General features: G+C 70.6%; 14 protein-coding genes. 2 read left to right on the forward strand and 12 right to left on the reverse strand.

Annotated elements, in window-relative coordinates:
* Positions 1-282: 282 nt before the first annotated feature.
* Entirely contained in the window at positions 283-1,488 is a 1,206-nt protein-coding gene (locus C0010_RS05345) for a LacI family DNA-binding transcriptional regulator (RefSeq protein WP_232531735.1), read from the reverse strand.
* Between the two features lie 210 nt (positions 1,489-1,698).
* Between C0010_RS05345 and galT the strand changes: the two genes are divergently transcribed.
* A complete protein-coding gene (gene galT, locus C0010_RS05350; RefSeq protein WP_105566085.1) occupies positions 1,699-2,871 on the forward strand; it encodes a galactose-1-phosphate uridylyltransferase in 1,173 nt (390 codons plus the stop codon).
* A 308-nt stretch (positions 2,872-3,179) separates the two neighbouring features.
* A complete protein-coding gene (gene galK / locus C0010_RS05355; protein ID WP_105566086.1) occupies positions 3,180-4,379 on the forward strand; it encodes a galactokinase in 1,200 nt (399 codons plus the stop codon).
* Positions 4,380-4,801: 422 nt separating this feature from the next.
* Here the strand turns inward: galK and C0010_RS05360 are convergent, their stop codons facing one another.
* The 11 genes from C0010_RS05360 to C0010_RS05410 all read right to left on the reverse strand — a co-directional run bounded on the left by C0010_RS05360 (position 4,802) and on the right by C0010_RS05410 (position 17,333).
* Positions 4,802-5,872, reverse strand: coding sequence for an aspartate-semialdehyde dehydrogenase (locus C0010_RS05360; RefSeq protein ID WP_105566038.1), 1,071 nt, complete (start codon positions 5,870-5,872; stop codon positions 4,802-4,804).
* A 150-nt stretch (positions 5,873-6,022) separates the two neighbouring features.
* A complete protein-coding gene (locus tag C0010_RS05365) occupies positions 6,023-7,795 on the reverse strand; it encodes an ABC transporter ATP-binding protein (RefSeq protein ID WP_105566087.1) in 1,773 nt (590 codons plus the stop codon).
* Positions 7,796-7,797: 2 nt separating this feature from the next.
* Positions 7,798-8,664 carry an ABC transporter permease gene (locus tag C0010_RS05370; protein WP_105566088.1) on the reverse strand — a complete coding sequence of 289 codons (867 nt, stop codon included), beginning with the start codon at positions 8,662-8,664 and terminating at the stop codon, positions 7,798-7,800.
* A 69-nt stretch (positions 8,665-8,733) separates the two neighbouring features.
* Positions 8,734-9,693 (reverse strand): ABC transporter permease, encoded by a 960-nt coding sequence (locus tag C0010_RS05375; protein WP_198410862.1) that lies wholly within the window; start codon positions 9,691-9,693, stop codon positions 8,734-8,736.
* Positions 9,690-11,207, reverse strand: a complete 1,518-nt coding sequence (locus C0010_RS05380) for an ABC transporter substrate-binding protein (protein ID WP_105566039.1) — start codon at positions 11,205-11,207, stop codon at positions 9,690-9,692. The genes C0010_RS05375 and C0010_RS05380 overlap by 4 nt, the downstream gene beginning before the upstream one ends.
* A 307-nt stretch (positions 11,208-11,514) precedes the next feature.
* Positions 11,515-12,573 (reverse strand): alpha/beta hydrolase fold domain-containing protein, encoded by a 1,059-nt coding sequence (locus C0010_RS05385; RefSeq protein WP_105566040.1) that lies wholly within the window; start codon positions 12,571-12,573, stop codon positions 11,515-11,517.
* Between the two features lie 41 nt (positions 12,574-12,614).
* Positions 12,615-13,055, reverse strand: coding sequence for a thioesterase family protein (locus C0010_RS05390; RefSeq protein ID WP_105566041.1), 441 nt, complete (start codon positions 13,053-13,055; stop codon positions 12,615-12,617).
* A complete protein-coding gene (locus tag C0010_RS05395; protein ID WP_232531737.1) occupies positions 13,052-14,029 on the reverse strand; it encodes a 3-hydroxyacyl-CoA dehydrogenase NAD-binding domain-containing protein in 978 nt (325 codons plus the stop codon). The genes C0010_RS05390 and C0010_RS05395 overlap by 4 nt, the downstream gene beginning before the upstream one ends.
* 76 nt (positions 14,030-14,105) lie before the next feature.
* Entirely contained in the window at positions 14,106-14,990 is an 885-nt protein-coding gene (locus C0010_RS05400; RefSeq protein ID WP_105566043.1) for a beta-keto acid cleavage family enzyme, read from the reverse strand.
* Positions 14,987-15,880: a TetR family transcriptional regulator C-terminal domain-containing protein gene (locus tag C0010_RS05405; protein WP_105566044.1), complete on the reverse strand. Its 894-nt coding sequence runs from the start codon at positions 15,878-15,880 to the stop codon at positions 14,987-14,989. The genes C0010_RS05400 and C0010_RS05405 overlap by 4 nt, the downstream gene beginning before the upstream one ends.
* 244 nt (positions 15,881-16,124) lie before the next feature.
* Entirely contained in the window at positions 16,125-17,333 is a 1,209-nt protein-coding gene (locus tag C0010_RS05410) for an MFS transporter (RefSeq protein ID WP_232531738.1), read from the reverse strand.
* Positions 17,334-17,672 lie beyond the last annotated feature (339 nt).

A 17,672-nucleotide genomic window follows, 5' to 3' on the forward strand; every position in this document is an offset into this window, starting at 1 on the left:
AGAACGGCAACATCGAGGAGGAATCCCGCCGAAACCTCCTCGATAGCGCGGAATCTCCTCGATCGTGCGCAGGAACATCGACGCGCGTCCACGCAGCACGACAGGCCCAACCACGCACCACCGAGCCCGCGCGCCCCACGGCCAACCAGAACGCCCCGGCCACTTCGAGGAAGAACGGCAACATCGAGGAAGAATCCCGCCGAAACCTCCTCGATAGCGCGGAATCTCCTCGATCGTGCGCTCGATCGCCCGGGCGCCAGCGCCCGCGACGCGTTCGCCGCTTCAGGCGATGCGTCGTGCGGAGGCCGTGCTCTCCCGCGCGACGAGCGGCGCGGGCACGGTGTCGTGGCGCAGCGCGCCCGGCGCCTCGATCTGCGCGAGGAGCGCGTCGACGGCGCGGGCCGCGAGCTCGGGGAAGTCCTGGTGCACCGTCGTCAGCGGCGGGCGGTAGTTCGCCGCGTCTGGCACGTCGTCGAAGCCGACGACGCTCACGTCGCGCGGGACCTCGATGCCGCGCTCCCCCAGGCCCCGGATGAGCCCGAGCGCCATCTGGTCGTTGGCGCTGAAGACGGCGGTCGCACCGGATGCCGCGATCGCCTCCGCCGCGGCGAAGCCCGAATCCGCAGACCAGTCGCCGCGGGTGAGCTGCGGTCCACCCGGATCGCCTGCCGCCTCGTCGACGGGGCGGCAGGCCGGCCGAGATGCGGCATCGACCTCAGCGTGCGCCGCGTCGATGGGTGCGCGACCTCGACTCGCGGCAGCTGGTGCTCCGTCGTGGTCCACCCGAGGGCTGTCTGCGACCGGCGGCATCCGGTCGCGCGCCGCCGCGAGCCCCTCGCGCCAGCCCGCCTCGCGCTCCGCCGCCGCGTAAGAGCCCTCGGGGCCCGCGAGGTGCACGATGCGACGGTGGCCGAGTGCGGACAGATGCGCGACCGCGGCGCGGGCACCCTCGCGGTGGCGGCTCGAGATCGTCGCCGCGGCTGCCTCGCCCGGCGGGGCGTCGACGATCGCCGCGGGCACGTCATCCGGGATCGCGCCGCTCGCGAGCGCCGACGCCTCGTTGAGCACGATAGCGCCGTCGACGCCCTGGGCGCGGAGGCGGGCGAAGGCGCTCGCGACGCCCTCGGGGCCCGCGACGGTCGCGACCGTGACACCGTAGCCGCGGTCGGCGGCCTTTTCGACGACGGCCTGCAGCATCCGGGAGTTTCCAACGGTGGCGAGCGTGGTGACGACCACTCCGACGAGACCCGTGCGACCGGTGCGCAGCGCTCGTGCGGCGCGATTGGGTCGGTAGCCCAGCTCTGCCATCGCTTCCTCGACCCTGGTGCGCGTGGCGGGGTCGACGCGCGCGCTGCCGTTGACGACCCGCGAGACCGTCTGCCCCGAGACTCCTGCGAGCGCGGCGACCTGCACGAGCGAGACGCGGCCGGTTGCGCCGCTCGGGCGCGCGGGGTGCCGCTCCGCAGAGCCCGATGCACGGTCAGACACGCGCTCAGACCCACGACCCGCTGAGCGCGACGACTCCGCGGCGTCTCCTACCGTGCGGCGACCGGCCAGCGCGCGCTCCTCGCCCACCGCTCCGCCGACATCGCGTGCGTCCCGCCCCGCGCTGGGAGCCCGTTCTTGGCTCATCCGCCACCTCCGTCCGTCGTCCATGTTGACGTTATCATCCGGCCTCGGTACCGTGTTGACGTGAACATGCCCCAGGAAGCCGCGCCCGTCGCGCTCGGCGCCGGCGTCGTCAAGCGCCCCTCGCGCCTCGCCGACGGCCGGGAGCTCATCTACTTCGACGACGCAGGCACCTCGCTCGGCGCGGAGCGCGCGATCGACGCGCGCGACCTCGACCCGCGGCCCGAGACCGCGACGATGCGGCAGGACGTGCTGACGGGCGACTGGATCTCGGTCGCCGCCGCGCGCCAGAACCGGGCGTTCATGCCTCCCGCGGAGTTCGATCCGCTGGCGCCGCAGACGCCGACGAACCCGTCGGAGATCCCCTCGCTGTACGACGTGGCGGTGTTCGAGAACAAGTCGCCCTCGTTCGGCCCCGCCCTCGCGGTCGCCCACGGCGACGCGCCCGCGGCCGCAGACCCGGCATCCGGTCCCGATGAGCTCACCGAGGTCGGCCTCGGCCGCACGAAGACGAGCGTCGGCCGTTGCGAGGTCGTCTGCTTCAGCCCCGAGCACGACGGCTCGTTCGGCACGCAGACCGCGACCCGCGCCCGCACCGTGATCGAGGCGTGGGCGGACCGCACGGCCGCGCTGCAGGCGCTGCCTGGCATCGAACAGGTCTTCCCGTTCGAGAACCGCGGCGAGGCGATCGGCGTCACGCTCCCCCACCCGCACGGCCAGATCTACTCGTACCCCTATGTGACGCCGCGCACGCAGCAGCTGCTGCGCTCGATCGAGAAGACGGGCCCCGACCTGTTCTCCCGCGTCCTCGACTTCGAGCGGGCCGGCGAGCGCGTCATCGCGGCTGGCGAGCACTGGACGGCGTTCGTGCCGTTCGCGGCGCGCTGGCCGCTCGAGGTGCACGTGATGCCGCACCGCCACGTCGGCGACTTCGCCGAGACGAGCGACGCGGAGCGCGCGGAGCTCGCACCGTTCTACCTGCGCCTGCTCCGCGGCATCGACGCCCTGTACGACACCCCGACGCCGTACATCGCCGCCTGGCACCAGGCGCCCGTGAGCGTCGGGCGCGACAGCATTCGGATGCACCTGGAGATCACCAGCCCGCGCCGCGCCGCCGACAAGCTCAAGTTCCTGGCCGGCAGCGAGGCCGCCATGGGTGCGTGGATCGGCGATGTTCCGCCCGAGGCCGCCGCCGAGCGGCTGCGCGCCGCCGTCGCGGGCGTGCCGGAGGTGACCGCGTGAGCGACGGCTCGGAGCCTCGCGATGCGACAGCGGCCGCGGATCCCCGTGCCGCCCGCGTGAGCGACGACTCAGAGCCCCGCGATTCGGCGGTGGCCGCGGAAGCGAACATTCCCGGTATCGACCGCGCGAGAGACGATCTGGGTCTTCGCCCGTCGACAACGACCAACGGGCCGCCCGCAGGGGCGAGCGCCACGGACACCGACCGCACGAGCGGAGTCGCGATCGGCTCCGCCGAACCCGAGACACGGCGCTCGCGCCGGTCTCGTTCCGCGTCGTTGACGCCGAACCCGACCCACGAGGACGACACCATGACCGCGAGCACCGAAGCCGCCGACCTGTTCCGCCGAGCCACGGGCCGCGAGCCGGCCGGTGTGTGGTCGGCCCCCGGCCGCGTGAACCTGATCGGCGAGCACACCGACTACAACGACGGCTTCGTGCTGCCGTTCGCGATCTCGCAGCGCACGGCCGCCGCAGCCGCGCTTCGCGACGACCGGGTCATCCGGGTCACGTCGACGTTCTCGGACGAGGCCGTCGAGGCATCGATCGACGAGCTCGAGTCCCTCTTCCCGACGCCGGAGGGCACCACCCCCGCCGTCGCGGAGTGGGCCGCGTACCCGCTCGGCGTCGCGTGGGCGCTGCGACAGGCGGTTGCGGCCGATGGCGCCCCTTCCGAGGCGTTCGAGCGCGGCCTCGACATCGTGTTCGCCTCCGACGTGCCCGTCGGCGCTGGCCTGTCGTCGTCCGCTGCGCTCGAGGGCGCCGCCGCCGGCGCGCTCAACGACCTGTGGTCGACGGGCCTCGACGCGAAGCAGCTCGCCCGCATCGGGCGCAGGGCCGAGAACGAGGCGGTCGGCGCCCCGACGGGTGTGATGGACCAGATGGCCTCGATGCTCGGCGCCGATGACAACGCGCTGTTCATCGACTGCCGCACGCTCGACGCGAACCTCGTGCCGCTCGGCGCGGCCGAGGCGGGGCTCGAGGTGCTCGTGATCGACACGCTCGTCAAGCACGCCCACTCGACGGGCGGCTACCGCGACCGCCGCGACGCGTGCGAGCGCGGCGCCGCCGCCCTCGGCGCCGAGGCCCTGCGCGATGTCGCGGTCGACGACCTCGCCCGCGCGGCCGAGCTGCTCGACGACGTGACGTTCCGCCGCGTGCGCCACATCGTCACCGAGAACCAGCGGGTGCTCGACACCGTGCGCACGCTGCGCGAGCACGGCGCCCGTGCGATCGGCGAGCTGCTGCTCTCCTCCCACGCCTCGATGCGCGACGACTTCGAGATCTCGGTGCCCGAGCTCGACACGGCCGTCGAGGCCGCCATGGCCGCCGGCGCCGTCGGGGCCCGGATGACGGGCGGCGGCTTCGGCGGTGCGGCGATCGCGCTCGTCGACGCGGCCGCGATCGCGCGCGTGACCACGGCGGTCGAGCGGGCCTTCGCGGAGGCAGGCTTCACCGCCCCGCGCATCTTCACGGTGGCCCCCGCGGCCGGCGCCCACCGCGACGCGTAAGCCGACGGCGAGCACAGCGCAGTCAGAACTCGACAGCCAGATCGGCACACCCCGGAAACCCGGGCCAGCCGTCACCGCAGACCGAGGATCGACTGCGTTGTGTTCGCCGGCCGCCCGCGCCGACGCCGCCGAAGCGCGGCGACACCGACCGGCCTCACCGCACCAGAACTCCGGCGAACCGCCGCCTCACACCCCGGGCCGGCCCGTCCGGCACGACGCCCACGGCCGCCCAGGTGCGCGACGGCGAACACAACTCAGTCAGAACTCGGCGCCCACATCGGCACGCCCCGGAAACCCGGGCCAGCCGTCACCGCAGACCGACGATTGACTGCGTTGTGTTCGTCGGCTGCCCGCGCCGGGCGGGCGCACAGCGACGCCCGCCCCAGCCCCCTTCCGGGAGCCGGGGCGGGCGTCGTCCGGCGTCAGGCCGCGGCGGGGACCCTGGCCGCGATCAGCTCGGCGATCTGGATCGTGTTCAGCGCCGCGCCCTTGCGCAGGTTGTCGTTCGAGATGAACAGCACGAGGCCCTTATTGCCGGGGGCCGAGGCGTCCTGGCGGATGCGGCCGACGTAGCTGGGGTCGTTGCCCGCCGCCTTGAGCGGGGTCGGGACCTCCTCGAGCACCACACCGGGGGCGTCGGCGAGGATCTCGCGCGCGCGGTCGGGCGTGATGTCGTCGCGGAACTCGGCGTTGATGCTGAGCGAGTGGCCCGTGAAGACGGGAACGCGCACGCAGGTGCCGGCGACGCGCAGCTCCGGGAGCTCGAGGATCTTGCGGCTCTCGTTGCGGAGCTTCTTCTCCTCATCCGTCTCGTTCGAGCCGTCGTCGACGACGTTGCCCGCGAGCGAGACGACGTCGAACGCGATCGGGGCGACGTATTTCTCGGGCTCCGGGAAGTCGACGGCGGTGCCCGTGTGGGTCAGCTCGGCGGCGGTGCCCTGCGAGATCGCGGCCTGCGCCTGCGTCAGCAGCTCCTGCACGCCGCCGAGGCCCGAGCCGGAGACGGCCTGGTACGTCGAGACGATGAGGCGCTCGAGCCCGGCCTCGGCGTGCAGCGCCTTGAGGACGGGCATGGCGGCCATCGTCGTGCAGTTCGGGTTCGCGATGATGCCCTTGCGCGCTTCGTCGAGCGCGTGCGGGTTGACCTCGCTGACGATCAGCGGGACGTCCGGGTCCATGCGCCACGCGCTCGAGTTGTCGACGACGAGCGCACCGGCCTCGGCGAAGCGGGGCGCGTGTTCCTTCGAGGGGGTGCCGCCGGCCGAGAACAGGGCGATGTCGATGCCTGCGAGCTCGGTCGAGTTGATGTCCTCGATCGTGATGTCGGTGCCGCCGTAGGCGATCGTCCTGCCGGCCGAGCGCGGCGAGGCGAACAGGCGCAGCTCGCGGATCGGGAACTCGCGCTGGGCCAGAATCTCGAGCATCTTGCCGCCGACCTGACCTGTGGCGCCGACGACGGCGAGCGAGACTCCGGACTCTGCGATACGTGCCATGTGTGACATTCCTCGTAGGTTGCGTCCGCGCGCGCGACCGCACGCGCGGTTGTCGACGATTGTACCGGCCGCCGGTATGCGCCGGCCGCGAGGTTACGGCGATGGTCCGGCGGCTTCGGCAGTGCCGCCGGACCATCGCGCGCAGGCGCGCTACAGCGTCGGCACGTTCGCGAGGAGTTCCCGCGTGTACGCGTGCTGCGGATGATCGAGCACGGCATCGACGGGGCCGTCATCGACGATGACGCCGCGATTGAGCACAGCGACGCGGGATGCGATGTGCCGCGCCAGCGCGATGTTGTGCGTCACGAAGAGCATGGCCAGGCCGCGCTCGGCCTGCAGCGTGTGCAGGAGCGAGATGATGCTCGCCTGCACCGACACGTCGAGCGCCGACGTGATCTCGTCGCAGACCAGCACCGAGGGCATGTTCACGAGCGCTCGCGCAATGGCGGCGCGCTGGCGCTCACCGCCCGACAGATCACCTGGGCGCCGGTCGTAGAACTGCCGGCCCAGTTGGACGGCGTCGAGCGCATCCTTCACGCGTTCGCGCTGCTCCTGCCCGCTCAGCTCCCCCGACATCTCGAGGGGAACCATGAGCGATTGGCCGAGCGTGCGGCGCGGGTTGAGGGACGAGAAGGGCGACTGGAAGATGTACTGGATCTGCTTGCGCTGTTCCAGCGTGCGATCGCGAGTGGACTTCGCCAATTCCTCCCCGCGGTACTCCACTGCCCCCGTGTAGCTGCTCAGGATTCCGGAGATCGACCGGGCGAGCGTCGTCTTTCCCGAGCCGGACTGGCCGAGCAGGAGCGTGCACTCGCCCGCGTTGAACTCGAGGTCGATCCCGCGCAGCACCTTGCTGTCGCCGTACGCCAGGCTCAGATCCCGCACCGCCAGGGCGACCTCCCGCACAGCCGTTGATGCTGTGCCTGAGGCAGGATCCGCAGCGCCCGACCCCGCGCCCGCCACGACATCGATCTCGCTCGTCAGGAACTCGGATGTTCGGGCATCCATCTTCGCGAGCCTGCCGATCTGGTTCTTGCCCGCCAGATCCGGGACCGCCGCGAGCAGTCGACGCGTGTAGTCGTGCTGCGGCTCCTCCAGCACCTGCGCGGTCTCGCCCACCTCCACGAGCTCGCCCCGGAGCATCACGGCGACGCGATCGGCGATCTCAGACACCACTGCGAGATCGTGCGTGATGTACAGACCCGCGACGCGGTTGTTCACCGTCATCTCGCGGATCGTCTCGAGCACCTGTTCCTGCGTCGTGACATCGAGGCCCGTCGTCGGCTCGTCGAGCACGATCACGTCGGGGTACATGGCGAACGCCATGGCGATGCCGATGCGCTGCTGCTGCCCTCCGGAGAGCTGGTGCGGCCAGCGCCGCTGGTATGCGTCGTCGTCGGGCAGACCGACCTCGCGCAGCACGGAGCGCACCCGCTCCTCGCGCTCTGCCGCCGACGTGCCGTACTCGTGGATGTCGAGCACCTCGCGGATCTGCTTGCCGACCCGGATGCCCGGGTTGAGGGAGAGCGCCGGGTCCTGCGGGATGTAACTGACGCGCGTGCCGCGCAGGGTGCGCCGCACCGGCTCGTCGAGCGTCATCATGTCGGCCGGCTCCTCGCTGTGCGAGGCATGCAGGGTGACGGTGCCCCCGGAGTGCTCGAGACCGCGCCGGATGTGCCCGAGGATCGACAGTCCGACCGTCGTCTTCCCGGAGCCCGATTCCCCGACGAGCGCAAGGATCTCCGACGCCTTCAGGTCGAAGCCGACGCCCGTGACGACGGCCGAGCCGGTCGCGGTCGCCGAGATGGTGAGGCCGTCGACATCGAGGATGGGTTCGCCGGCGGCAACGCGCGCGTGCCACGCCGTGCCGCCCTCGCGCGCGCTCACGGCCCGTCGAGTCGCCGACGTCTGGTTCTTCTTCATCATCACTTCTCACCCACATTCGTGCTCGCGGACGCATGAGCGATCGAATCCGCGATGAGGTTCGTACCGATCGTGAGCACCGCGATCGCGAACACCGGCAGCAGAACGCCGGCGGGCTGGACCGACAGCGCGATGCGGTTCTCGTTGATCATCAGTCCCCAGTCGGCGGCGGGAGGCTGCATGCCGAGGCCCAGGAAAGACAGCGACGCGATCGCGCCGATCGAATAGGTGACGCGGAGCCCCGCCTCGACCGCCATCGGGCCCGTGATGTTCGGCATGATCTCGCGCATGAGGATCCGCATGCGCGGCACCGCATACATCTCTGCCGCCCGGATGTAGTCCTCGTTGATCACGTTCAGCGACGCCGACCGCGCCACGCGCGCGATGCGCGGCGCATGGGTCACGCCGATGACGGTGACGAGCACCCACCATTGCGGCCCGAGCACTGTCACGGCCAACAGCGCGAAGATGAGCTGCGGGATCGCGAGCAGCACGTCGTTCGCCCGCATGATCAGCGAGTCGATCCATCCGCCGGTGTAGGCCGCGGTCATGCCGAACACGACGCCCAGTGCGAGACCGAGGGCTGTCGCGAGCACGGACAGCACGATGAGCGTGAGGCCGCCGGCGAGGAACCGCGACCAGACATCGCGGCCGAGGTTGTCGGTGCCGAACAGCCCGTCCGGCTGGAACGGTCGACCGGCGAACTCGGTCGCGGAGTATCCGGTCAGCCAGGGCAGGAGGAGCGGACCGACGAAGGCGAAGATCACCACGACGGCCGTGAGGACGACCCCGACCTTCGCCTGCCGTTGGGCCCAGAAGCGTGTCAGCACCGTGTTGCGGCGCGCCGTTCCCGCCACCTTGCTGCGCATCAGCTCTTGCGAGCTCAGGCCCTCAGGATTCGGCTGGGACGGGTCGGAGACCTGCTGTGCATTCGACATTTACTTTCCCCCTCCGGTGCGCAGTTTCGGGTTCGCCAGGATCCCGACGATGTCAGCGAGCAGGTTCACCACGACGTAGACGGCCGCCACGATCATCGTGATCGACACCACGACCATGACGTCGCGATAGTTCACCGCTTCGATCAGCGCCTGGCCCAGACCCGGGTAGCGGAACAGGAACTCCACGACGACCACGCCGCCGGCCATCCAGGCGAGCTGGATCGCGACGACCTGCGCAACCGGCGCGATCGCGTGCGGGAGCGCGTGCCGCACGATGACCCGACGCTCGGGAACGCCCTTGAGCCGTGCCATCTCGACGTACCCGGAATCGAGCACCTCGAGCATCGTCGCCCGCATCATGCGCACGATGTACGGCGTGACGACGAGCACCAGCACGAGCACGGGCAGGATGAGCTGCGCGGGGAAGTCCCACACCTTCATTCCCGGCGGCTGGATGGTCACGGCGGGCAGCAGCGTGAACACCGTCGTGGCGAAGAGCGATACCAGCGCAATACCGATGACGAACTCGGGCAGCGCCGCGAGGACGAGGGAGGTGCCGGTGATCACCGAGTCCGTGGGGCGGCCCCGCCGGAGCGCCGACCAGATGCCGACGATGACGCCGACCGGGATCGCGACGATCGCAGCGGCGACCATGAGGAAGAGCGATGCACCGACGCGCTCGCCGATCAGCTCGGAGACCGGCTGCGCCGTCGCCGCAGAGACGCCGAAATCGCCCGTGAAGAGACCGCCGAGCCACAGCAGGTAGCGCTTCCAGGCGGGCTCGTCGAGGTTCATCTGCTCGTGGATCGCCGCGATCCGCTCGGGCGTCGCCTGCTGCCCCAGGATCGCCTGGGCGGGGTCGCCCGGAAGGAGCAGGGTCGCGAAGAAGATCGTCATCGAGACGACGAACAGGATCACAACGCTGATGGCCAGGCGTCGGGAGACGAGTCGGAAGATCATGCCACGTCTCCGATCCATACGCGGTGGAGTTGGAAGCCCGACAGCGGCAGACCCGTTGTGTTCGGAACGAGGCCGCCGACGTAGCCCTGGTATGCGTCGAGCTGATTGGCGAAGCCCCAGATGATGAGCGACCCACGGTCGTACATGATCTGCTGCGCCTGTTCGATCAGCCCGGCGCGCGCAGCATCGTCGGTCTCGCGACGCGCCTGCTCGACGAGCTGCACGAACTCCTCGTCGGCCCAATGCGTCTCGTTGAAGGGAGCATCCGGCATCGAGCCCGAGTTCGCCTGCGGCAGAAAATTGCGCGTGTACCAGAAGCTCTGCGAGAACGGATAGTTCAGGTAGTCGCCCCAGTAGGTGGTCAGGTCCATCCGGTTGATGGTGATCCGGATGCCAGCCGCGGCAGCCTGCTCCGCGTAGACCTGGGCGGCCTCGACGACGCCCGCCTGGATCGGGGCGGTCGCGAGTTCGACGTCGATCCCATCGGGATAGCCGGCCTCGGCGAGCAGCCGCTTGGCTTCGGCGATGTCCTGCGTGCGCTGCGGGAACTCCGGATACGCCGAGTCGTACGGCGCGAACATGTCGTTGCCGACGCGGCCGTGCCCGGAGAGCACCTGCTCGATCATCTGCTCGCGATCGACCGCGAGGCGGAATGCCTGGCGCACGCGCTCATCGTCGAACGGTGCGACGTCGGTGCGCATCGTGAACGGGAGCCACATGCCGGTTTCAGAATCGAGAACGCGCATGCGTCCGTCCGATTCGATGACTTCGGAGAGCGCGGCGGGGATCTGCGCCACCGCATCGACCTGGGTCGACAGCAGAGCGTTGATGAGCGCGTCCGTGTCGTTGAAGTTGAGCAGCTCGATACGGTCGAGGTACGGGCCTTCGTCGCCCCAGTAGTGAGGGTTGGCCGTCAGCACGGTGAGACGTGCGGGCACGAACTCCTCCACGTGATACGGCCCCGTGCCGATGGGATTCGCCGGGTCGAAGTCCTCGGGGACGATCGTCATGGTGTACTGCCCGAGGCCGTCATCGAGCGACGAGTCCGGCGAGCTCAGGCGGAACTCGACGGTGTAGTCGTCGACCGCGACGACGTCGGCGAGGTGCGCGAGGCCTGCCGCACCGTTCAATGGGTTGTCCGGGTCGATGATGCGCTTCACGCTCGCAACCACGTCCTTCGCGGTCATGTCGCGGCCATCGCTGAACTTCACGTCCTTGCGGAGTTCGGCGGTCCAGACCGTCGCTTCGGCGTTCGGCCGGAGCGACGTGGCGAGCATGGGCCGCAGAACGTAGTCGTCGTCGCGGTACATCAGCGTGTCGTACATGTTGATCGCACGCGCGATGTCACCGAGGTTCGTCGCCTGCGCCCCGTCGAGCGTGTCAGCGGCGCCGCCGCCGACGAATCCGACGCGGAGCGTCCCTCCCTTCTGCGGCGGGCCGGTGAGCTCGGGGAGCTCGTTCGTGATCGGCCCTCCGCTGCATGCAGCGAGCAGGCCCCCCAGCCCGATCACCATCGCTCCCCCCAGGACGGCACGGCGCGACGGCCGCCATCCTGTATGAGACAAGCGTGATGCGCTTTCCATTGGTATTCCCTTCACCATCTGTCGTCGATGCTCTGACGACGCGTTCCCCCGCCTGCGGCACCGCGATGACACGTCTGCGCGGTGCGGGGCGGGCACTGTGCTGCGGCCGCTCTGCGCGGCCTTCGTTCCCCCGGGAGCGGTCTGCGCGCATCCTCGATGAAGGTGCGCGGCGAGGCCGACCGGCGCGCGGCCGTGTGGGCGGTCTCCGCCCAAGGCCGCGCAGATCGCGCGGCCTTCGCTAAGAGAAGATCCGGCTGCGCGCGAACATCGCACCGCCCGCGAGCACCTCGCCGGCCTCGTCGAGCATGCGGCCGAAGTGCAGGAATGAGTGCAGAACGCCGGGCACGACTCGCCAGCTGACATCGTGCCCGAGAGCTTCGAGCCGCGCGCCGAGCGCGACGGAATCGTCGCGCAACGGGTCGAGATCGGCGCCGATCACGTATGCGGGCGGCAGCGGCGAGGCCAGGTCTGCCGACAGGTGATCGACGTAGGGGCTCGACCGGTCCTCCGGTGCCGTGAAGAACACCTGGTCGATGATGCCGAGATCCGCGGCGGCCATGCCGTCCCAGAATCCGCCGTAGAGGCGAGCCGATGCTGAGTCGGCGAGACCGAATGCGCCGTAGTACAGCAGCATCGCCTTCAGCGAGGCGAAGGCCCGCCCCGCGTCGTCCGGAACCTCGGTGAGTCGGCTGGGCTCGTCGCGCAGCAGCAGCGCCGCGCCGAGGGAGAGCATCGCGCCGGCGGAGTCTCCCGCCACCGCCAGACCACGGCCGTCGACGCCGTAGGTCTCGCCCCGCGTCGCGAGATGCGCGATCACGCCGGCGCACTCGTGCAGAGCCTGCGGAAACGCCGCCTCGGGCGCGAGTGTGTAATCGACGGCGACGACGGCCGCCCCGCTCGTGGCCGCGAGCACGCGCGCGATGCGATCGTGGGTATCGAGGTCGCCGAGCATGAAACCGCCGCCGTGCAGGTAGACGATCGCGGGCAGCGTCTCGTCGGCGCTCGGTCGATGGATCCGCACGGGCACATCCGCACCCGCGGTGCGGATGGCGAGGTTGCTCGTGGAGTGCATCGTCGGCCCACCGACGTTCCAGAAGGCGCGCTCGTCGCGATACTCCGCTCTCGCGGCGGCGATCGTCGTCGCGATACCGCCGGCTCCTGCGTCATGCGCCGATGCCTCGGCGCCGTGCCCGGCTGATTGGCTCGCCACGCGATCGAGCTGGTGCTCGACGACTCGACGCATCTGCGGAGTGAACGCGGCCCGGATGTGCGCGGGGATGTCCCGGAGATCTGGCATGGTGCTCCTCTCGATGCTGGTTGATGAGGTCGGACGAATGGTCAGACGGCGATACTGCGGCCCGCCCACGACGGTGCTGTGCGAAGGCTCGCTCGCGCACGACGCTCGACCGTGTCGGGAAGAGGCACAGTGCGCCCTTCCTGCTGCGCGACGTGCAGGCCGAGGATCTCCTCGGTCGCGACCACGGTGTCCCCCGCGAGCATGGTGTGGGCGAGGTGGAGCTTCTTCGGCGCGACACCGATCACCTCGGTCGTCACGCGCAGCTCGGTGCCGAGCGCGACCTCGTCGAGGTAGCGCACGTGCGCCTCGACGGTGTACAGCGATCGGCCCGAATCATCGCGGTATGCCTCGTCGAGCCCGAGCGCCGCCATCGCCTCGTCCGTTGCGAAACCGAACACGAGCACGTAGAACGCCTCGGACATGTGCCCGTTGTAGTCGATCCACTCGGGCTTCACAGCGGTCTCGTACGTCGAGAGCGTCATTCCGTCGTCGCCCCCTCGGCACCGCCCGGGTACGTCTTGCGGATCTCTGCCATCGCCTTGCGCACGGCGATGACAGACGCATCGCGTGCCCGCACCAGTTCGTCGAAGCGACGGTCGCCGACCTCGTAGTCGCACCCGGCGACAACCGCGTCACGCAGCTCCGGAGTGAGTTCCGGGGCATCGAGGCGCGTCCAGGGCGACAGCAGAGACGGCCCGAAGTGGTCGAGCATGTGGGCCATTCCGCCCTCGCCGCCGGCGAGATGGAAGGTGAGCATGGGGCCCTGCAGCGGCCAGCGGAGGCCCGGTCCGTCGGTGATCGAGCGATCGATCTGCTCGACGGTCGCCTCGCCGTTCTCGACCATGTGCAGCGCCTCGCGCCACAGCGCCTCCTGGAGCCGGTTGGCGATGAATCCAGGTACCTCTCGATTCATCCGGATGACGGACTTGCCGATCGCGTCGTACCACTCGGCGGCCCAGTCGACCACCTCTTCGCTCGTGCGCTCGCCGCCGACGACCTCGACGAGCGGAATCAGGTAAGGCGGGTTGAACGGGTGCCCGACGACCAGGCGCGCGGCCTGCTGATCGTCGGTCAGCTTCTCGGCCATCTCCGTCATCCCGTACCCGGATGTCGAGGAACCGATCACGACATCGGCCGGCGCGGCCTGCGCGATGTCGGCGAGCAGCTGCTGCTTGAGCCCGAGGTTCTCCGGCGCCGATTCCTGGACGAAGCCGACGCCTTCGAGCGCCTCGGCAAGGTCGGTGTGCACACTCCAGGCATCCCGATCCGCACCGTCGGCCAGACCGAGCTCCGTCAGCGCGGGCCACGCGTTGTCGATGAGGCGGCGGAGCTTCTCCGGTGCGTCAGGGCTCGGGTCCCACACCCTGACCGTCAGGCCCCTGGCCAGGAAGTAGGCGGCCCAGCCGCCGCCGATGGTGCCGGCGCCGACGCAGGCGACGGTGTCGATCGTGGTCATGTCACGAAGCTGCATACTGCTCTTCTCAATCCTGCGCCCGCGGCGCGGGCGGGCGTCTCGCGTGATTCCGTGCGACTCAGTGGGTGTCGAGGGCGAGGATCTCTCTCGCTTCGTTCGGGCTCGCGACGGTCGCGCCGAGCGACTCGATGATGCCGCGCGCACGGCTCACCAACTGGGCATTGGTCGCTTTGACGCCCTTCGAGAGGTAGAGGTTGTCTTCGAGGCCCACCCGCACGTGTCCGCCGGCGAGCACCGACTGACCCGCCCACTCGAGCTGGTTCCGCCCGATCGCGAACGCGGTGAACTCCGCCTTCTCCGGCAGCAGAGCGACCTGGGCGTGGAGCAAGCGCGCGTCGGCAGGAGCGCCGTACGGAATGCCCTGGCAGATCTGGTAGAGCGGCGGATCGTCGAGGAGGCCCTCTTCGTACATGACGTTGGCGAACCAGATGTTTCCCGTGTCGAAGCATTCCAGCTCGGGCTTCACGCCCAGTTCACGGATGCGGGCGGCGCCCTCGCGCATCATGTCCGGGGTGGAGATATAGGTCTGGCTGCCCTCGCCGAAGTTCAGTGTGCCGCAGTCGAGCGTGCAGATCTCGGGCCGCAGCTCGACCACGTGCTTCAGCCGCGTCTCCTGGTCGACGAGGTCGGTGCCCGCGATCGCCTGCATCGGGTTCTTCGGGTCGATGACGTAGTCGCCGCCCATACCCGCCGTCATGTTGACGACAGGGTCAACGTCCGACTCGCGGATGAGGCGCTGGACCTCGGCGTAGTAGGCGGTCTCCCGCGAAGCGAGCGTCGTCTCGGGGTTGCGCACGTGGATGTGCACGACGGACGCACCGGCCCTGGCCGCGTCGATCGCCGACTGTGCGATCTCCTCCGGCGTGACGGGCACGTGCTCCGATTTTCCGGCGGTGTCTCCAGCGCCGGTCACGGCGCAGGTGAGGATGACGTTGCGCTTCACGGGTTCTTCCTTTCGGCCAGCAGAAAGCGTTCGATGAAATGGTCGACCTGTGCGGTCATGTCCTCTGTCGTGATCAGCCCGGTCAGCACGCGGATGCCCAGCCCGTCGACGAAGGCGGTCAGTGCGTTGGTGAGCCCGTCGAGCCCGTCGTCGACGATCGCTCCGCTCGCCTGCCCATCGGCGAGGGCCTCGCGAACGGTGCGCCACCAGCGCTGGTAGCTGCCCGAGTGCTGCGCCTGCTCATCGCCGGTCAGCACCACGGAGACCCAGGTCTGCATCCAGATCGACCACTCCGCGCGCACGATATCGTCGGTCGGCAGCTGCATGCGGATCAGCGTACGCAGACGCTCCACCGGATCGGAGATCTGCGGGAGCTCGGCGCTCTGGCGGTCGAAGGCGAGTTTGACGGAGTAGGGCAGAGCCTCCGCGAAGAGATCCTGCTTCGACGAGAAGTAGTAGTGGACCGACGCGTTCGAGACCCCGGCCGCTTCCGCGATGTCGCTGATGCGCACGCCCGAGAGGCCGCGCTCGGCGAAGAGCCGCCACGCGTGTTCGACGATCGTCCGCCTGCGAAGGGCATGCGCGTCGGATTCGTCATGCGTACCGGGAAGCAGGCCCTCGGCGGGTGCGGCGACCCCGGTCTCGACGTGATCGTCGGTGAGGAGCCAGTCGACGGTGACACCGGTCAAGGACGCGAGCGCCAGCAGTTCACCCGCCGTGAAGCGGCGCGTCTGTCCGAGCGACTTCGACAGCTTCGTCTCATCCAGGCCCATGCGAGCGGCGATCTCGCGCTGCGCGAGACCCGAGTCGCGGATCGCGGCCCGAGCGCGAGCGGCGACACCGCGGTCTCCTGCCTTCCGCCCCGAGCGGCTCTGTTCTGTGTGCTCCATGTCGATTCGACTCTAGGTTTGTTTTGCCTTAATCGCAAGTTACCGACTGAGAGACAGTTTTGCGATTTGCACAATCGTGACGCCGTGCCCGTCCACGGCAGTAAGTCGCCACGGGCCCGGTTCGTGGCTCCCGACGTGCTCGGCACCGAGCGCCTCGTCCCTCAGAGCCGCGGGCGCGACGGCGCGCGCCCGCGGCTCGAGCGCTCCGTTAGCGGGGCGGTACGCCGGGGCGCACCGCCCCGGATCAGTTCGCGGGCGCCCGGCGCGCGCGGCCGATCGCGCGGGCGTACCGGAGGCCGATGAAGGCCGCGACCGCCAGGGAAAGGGCCGCCGTGACGAGGAACGCCGTGCCGAAGCTCGTGCCGGCCGCGATGAAGCCGACGGCGAGGGAACCGAGGCCGGTTCCCGCGTCGAAGCCGATGTTCCAGACGGTGCTGGCGGTGTCGCGCATCCGGTTCGGCACGGCGGCGAAGGAGGCGACGAGCGTGAGGTTCTGGAGCGCCCCGTAGGCGATGCCGACGAGGAACATGCCTGCGATCAGTGCGAACGGCGCGCCGCCGCCCGCCGCCCAGGCGACGGCGCAGAGGGCAGCGGCGCTGAGCAGGAGGAGCGGCCACATGAAGCGGTACGGCCCGTAGCGGTCGGCGAGGCCGCCGGCCAGCCAGCGGGCGAACGCCGCGATGCCCGTGAGTGCGAGGAGCCCGATCGTCGCCACGAGCGGCGGGTACGGCAGCTGGGCGGCGAACGTGATCAGCGCGCCGCCCGGCGTCGTCACGGCGAGGAGCACGACCGCCGGAACCGCCAGCGCGAGAACGGTGCGGAGGCCGACGCGACCCGCGTCCGGCTCGTCGTCATCCGGTGCCGCACGGTCGACGCGGGCGCCGAGGATCGCGGCGAACGGCACGGCGACGATCGGAACGGCACCGATCGCGAAAACCGCGCCGAAGCCGACGTGCTCGGCGATGAGCGGCGCCCCTGGCACGAGGACGACCTGCGGGAGCGCAATCGCGAGCCCGTACGCGCCGATCGCCCTGCCGCGGTGGGATGGGGCGACGAGGTGGGCGACGGCGCTGGCGCCGCAGACCGTCAGGACGGCGAATCCCGCGCCGCGGACGGCGGAGAGCGCGAGAACGGCGGGCAGCGTGGTCGCGAGCGCGAAGAACGCGGAGGGGGCGCCGAGCAGGATGAGGCCGGCGACGAACGTCGTGCGCCAGCCGAGGGTGCGCAGCGCCCACGGCACGCCGGTCTGGAAGGCGACGGTCGCGACCATCAGCACGGCGTTGACGAGGCCGGCGCCCGCCTCGTCCGCGCCGATGTGTCGCGCCCACAGCGGCGCGACGGGCATCAGCGCGGCGAAGCCCGCGAAGCCGAGCGCGGTCGTGGCGAGGAGTGCGGGCATGCCGGGCGCGCGCCAGACGGACACGGCCTCGGGCCGCCGGGAGGAATCAGACATCCCGCTCATTGTCCCAGTGCCGCCTGACCGCGCGGGCCCACCGCTCACAGGGCAGGGCGCGCGCGGGGCGCGCCTCGGCGCCGGGGCTGCTGACTCGGAGGAGACCCGCCGCATCGCGCCGTGCCCGGCGGCGCGACCCGGCGACCGCCGACCGACCGCGCGCCCCGTGCGCCGCAGTACCGGCTCCGATGCCGCCCAGCGGGAACGGAGCCGCCGTGCACCGCTGCCGCGTCGCCTTGCCCGCGCCGGGCCCCGAGAAGCGGGGGGGGGGGGGGGGGGGGGGGGGGGGGGGGCGGCGCGGGGGGGGGGGGGGGGGGGGGCGGCGGGGGCGCGACCGGC

Origin of the sequence: Microbacterium halophytorum (assembly GCF_002970975.1) — a bacterium.
GTDB lineage: Bacteria > Actinomycetota > Actinomycetes > Actinomycetales > Microbacteriaceae > Microbacterium > Microbacterium halophytorum.

Coding starts and splice junctions, on each gene's coding strand:
- galT (WP_105566085.1), top strand. CDS start 1,699: ATGCCCCAGGAAGCCGCGCCCGTCGCGCTCGGCGCCGGCGTCGTCAAG.
- galK (WP_105566086.1), top strand. CDS start 3,180: ATGACCGCGAGCACCGAAGCCGCCGACCTGTTCCGCCGAGCCACGGGC.
- C0010_RS05360 (WP_105566038.1), bottom strand. CDS start 5,872: ATGGCACGTATCGCAGAGTCCGGAGTCTCGCTCGCCGTCGTCGGCGCC.
- C0010_RS05365 (WP_105566087.1), bottom strand. CDS start 7,795: ATGAAGAAGAACCAGACGTCGGCGACTCGACGGGCCGTGAGCGCGCGC.
- C0010_RS05370 (WP_105566088.1), bottom strand. CDS start 8,664: ATGCGCAGCAAGGTGGCGGGAACGGCGCGCCGCAACACGGTGCTGACA.
- C0010_RS05375 (WP_198410862.1), bottom strand. CDS start 9,693: ATGATCTTCCGACTCGTCTCCCGACGCCTGGCCATCAGCGTTGTGATC.
- C0010_RS05380 (WP_105566039.1), bottom strand. CDS start 11,207: ATGGTGATCGGGCTGGGGGGCCTGCTCGCTGCATGCAGCGGAGGGCCG.
- C0010_RS05385 (WP_105566040.1), bottom strand. CDS start 12,573: ATGCCAGATCTCCGGGACATCCCCGCGCACATCCGGGCCGCGTTCACT.
- C0010_RS05390 (WP_105566041.1), bottom strand. CDS start 13,055: ATGACGCTCTCGACGTACGAGACCGCTGTGAAGCCCGAGTGGATCGAC.
- C0010_RS05395 (WP_232531737.1), bottom strand. CDS start 14,029: ATGACCACGATCGACACCGTCGCCTGCGTCGGCGCCGGCACCATCGGC.
- C0010_RS05405 (WP_105566044.1), bottom strand. CDS start 15,880: ATGGAGCACACAGAACAGAGCCGCTCGGGGCGGAAGGCAGGAGACCGC.
- C0010_RS05410 (WP_232531738.1), bottom strand. CDS start 17,333: ATGTCTGATTCCTCCCGGCGGCCCGAGGCCGTGTCCGTCTGGCGCGCG.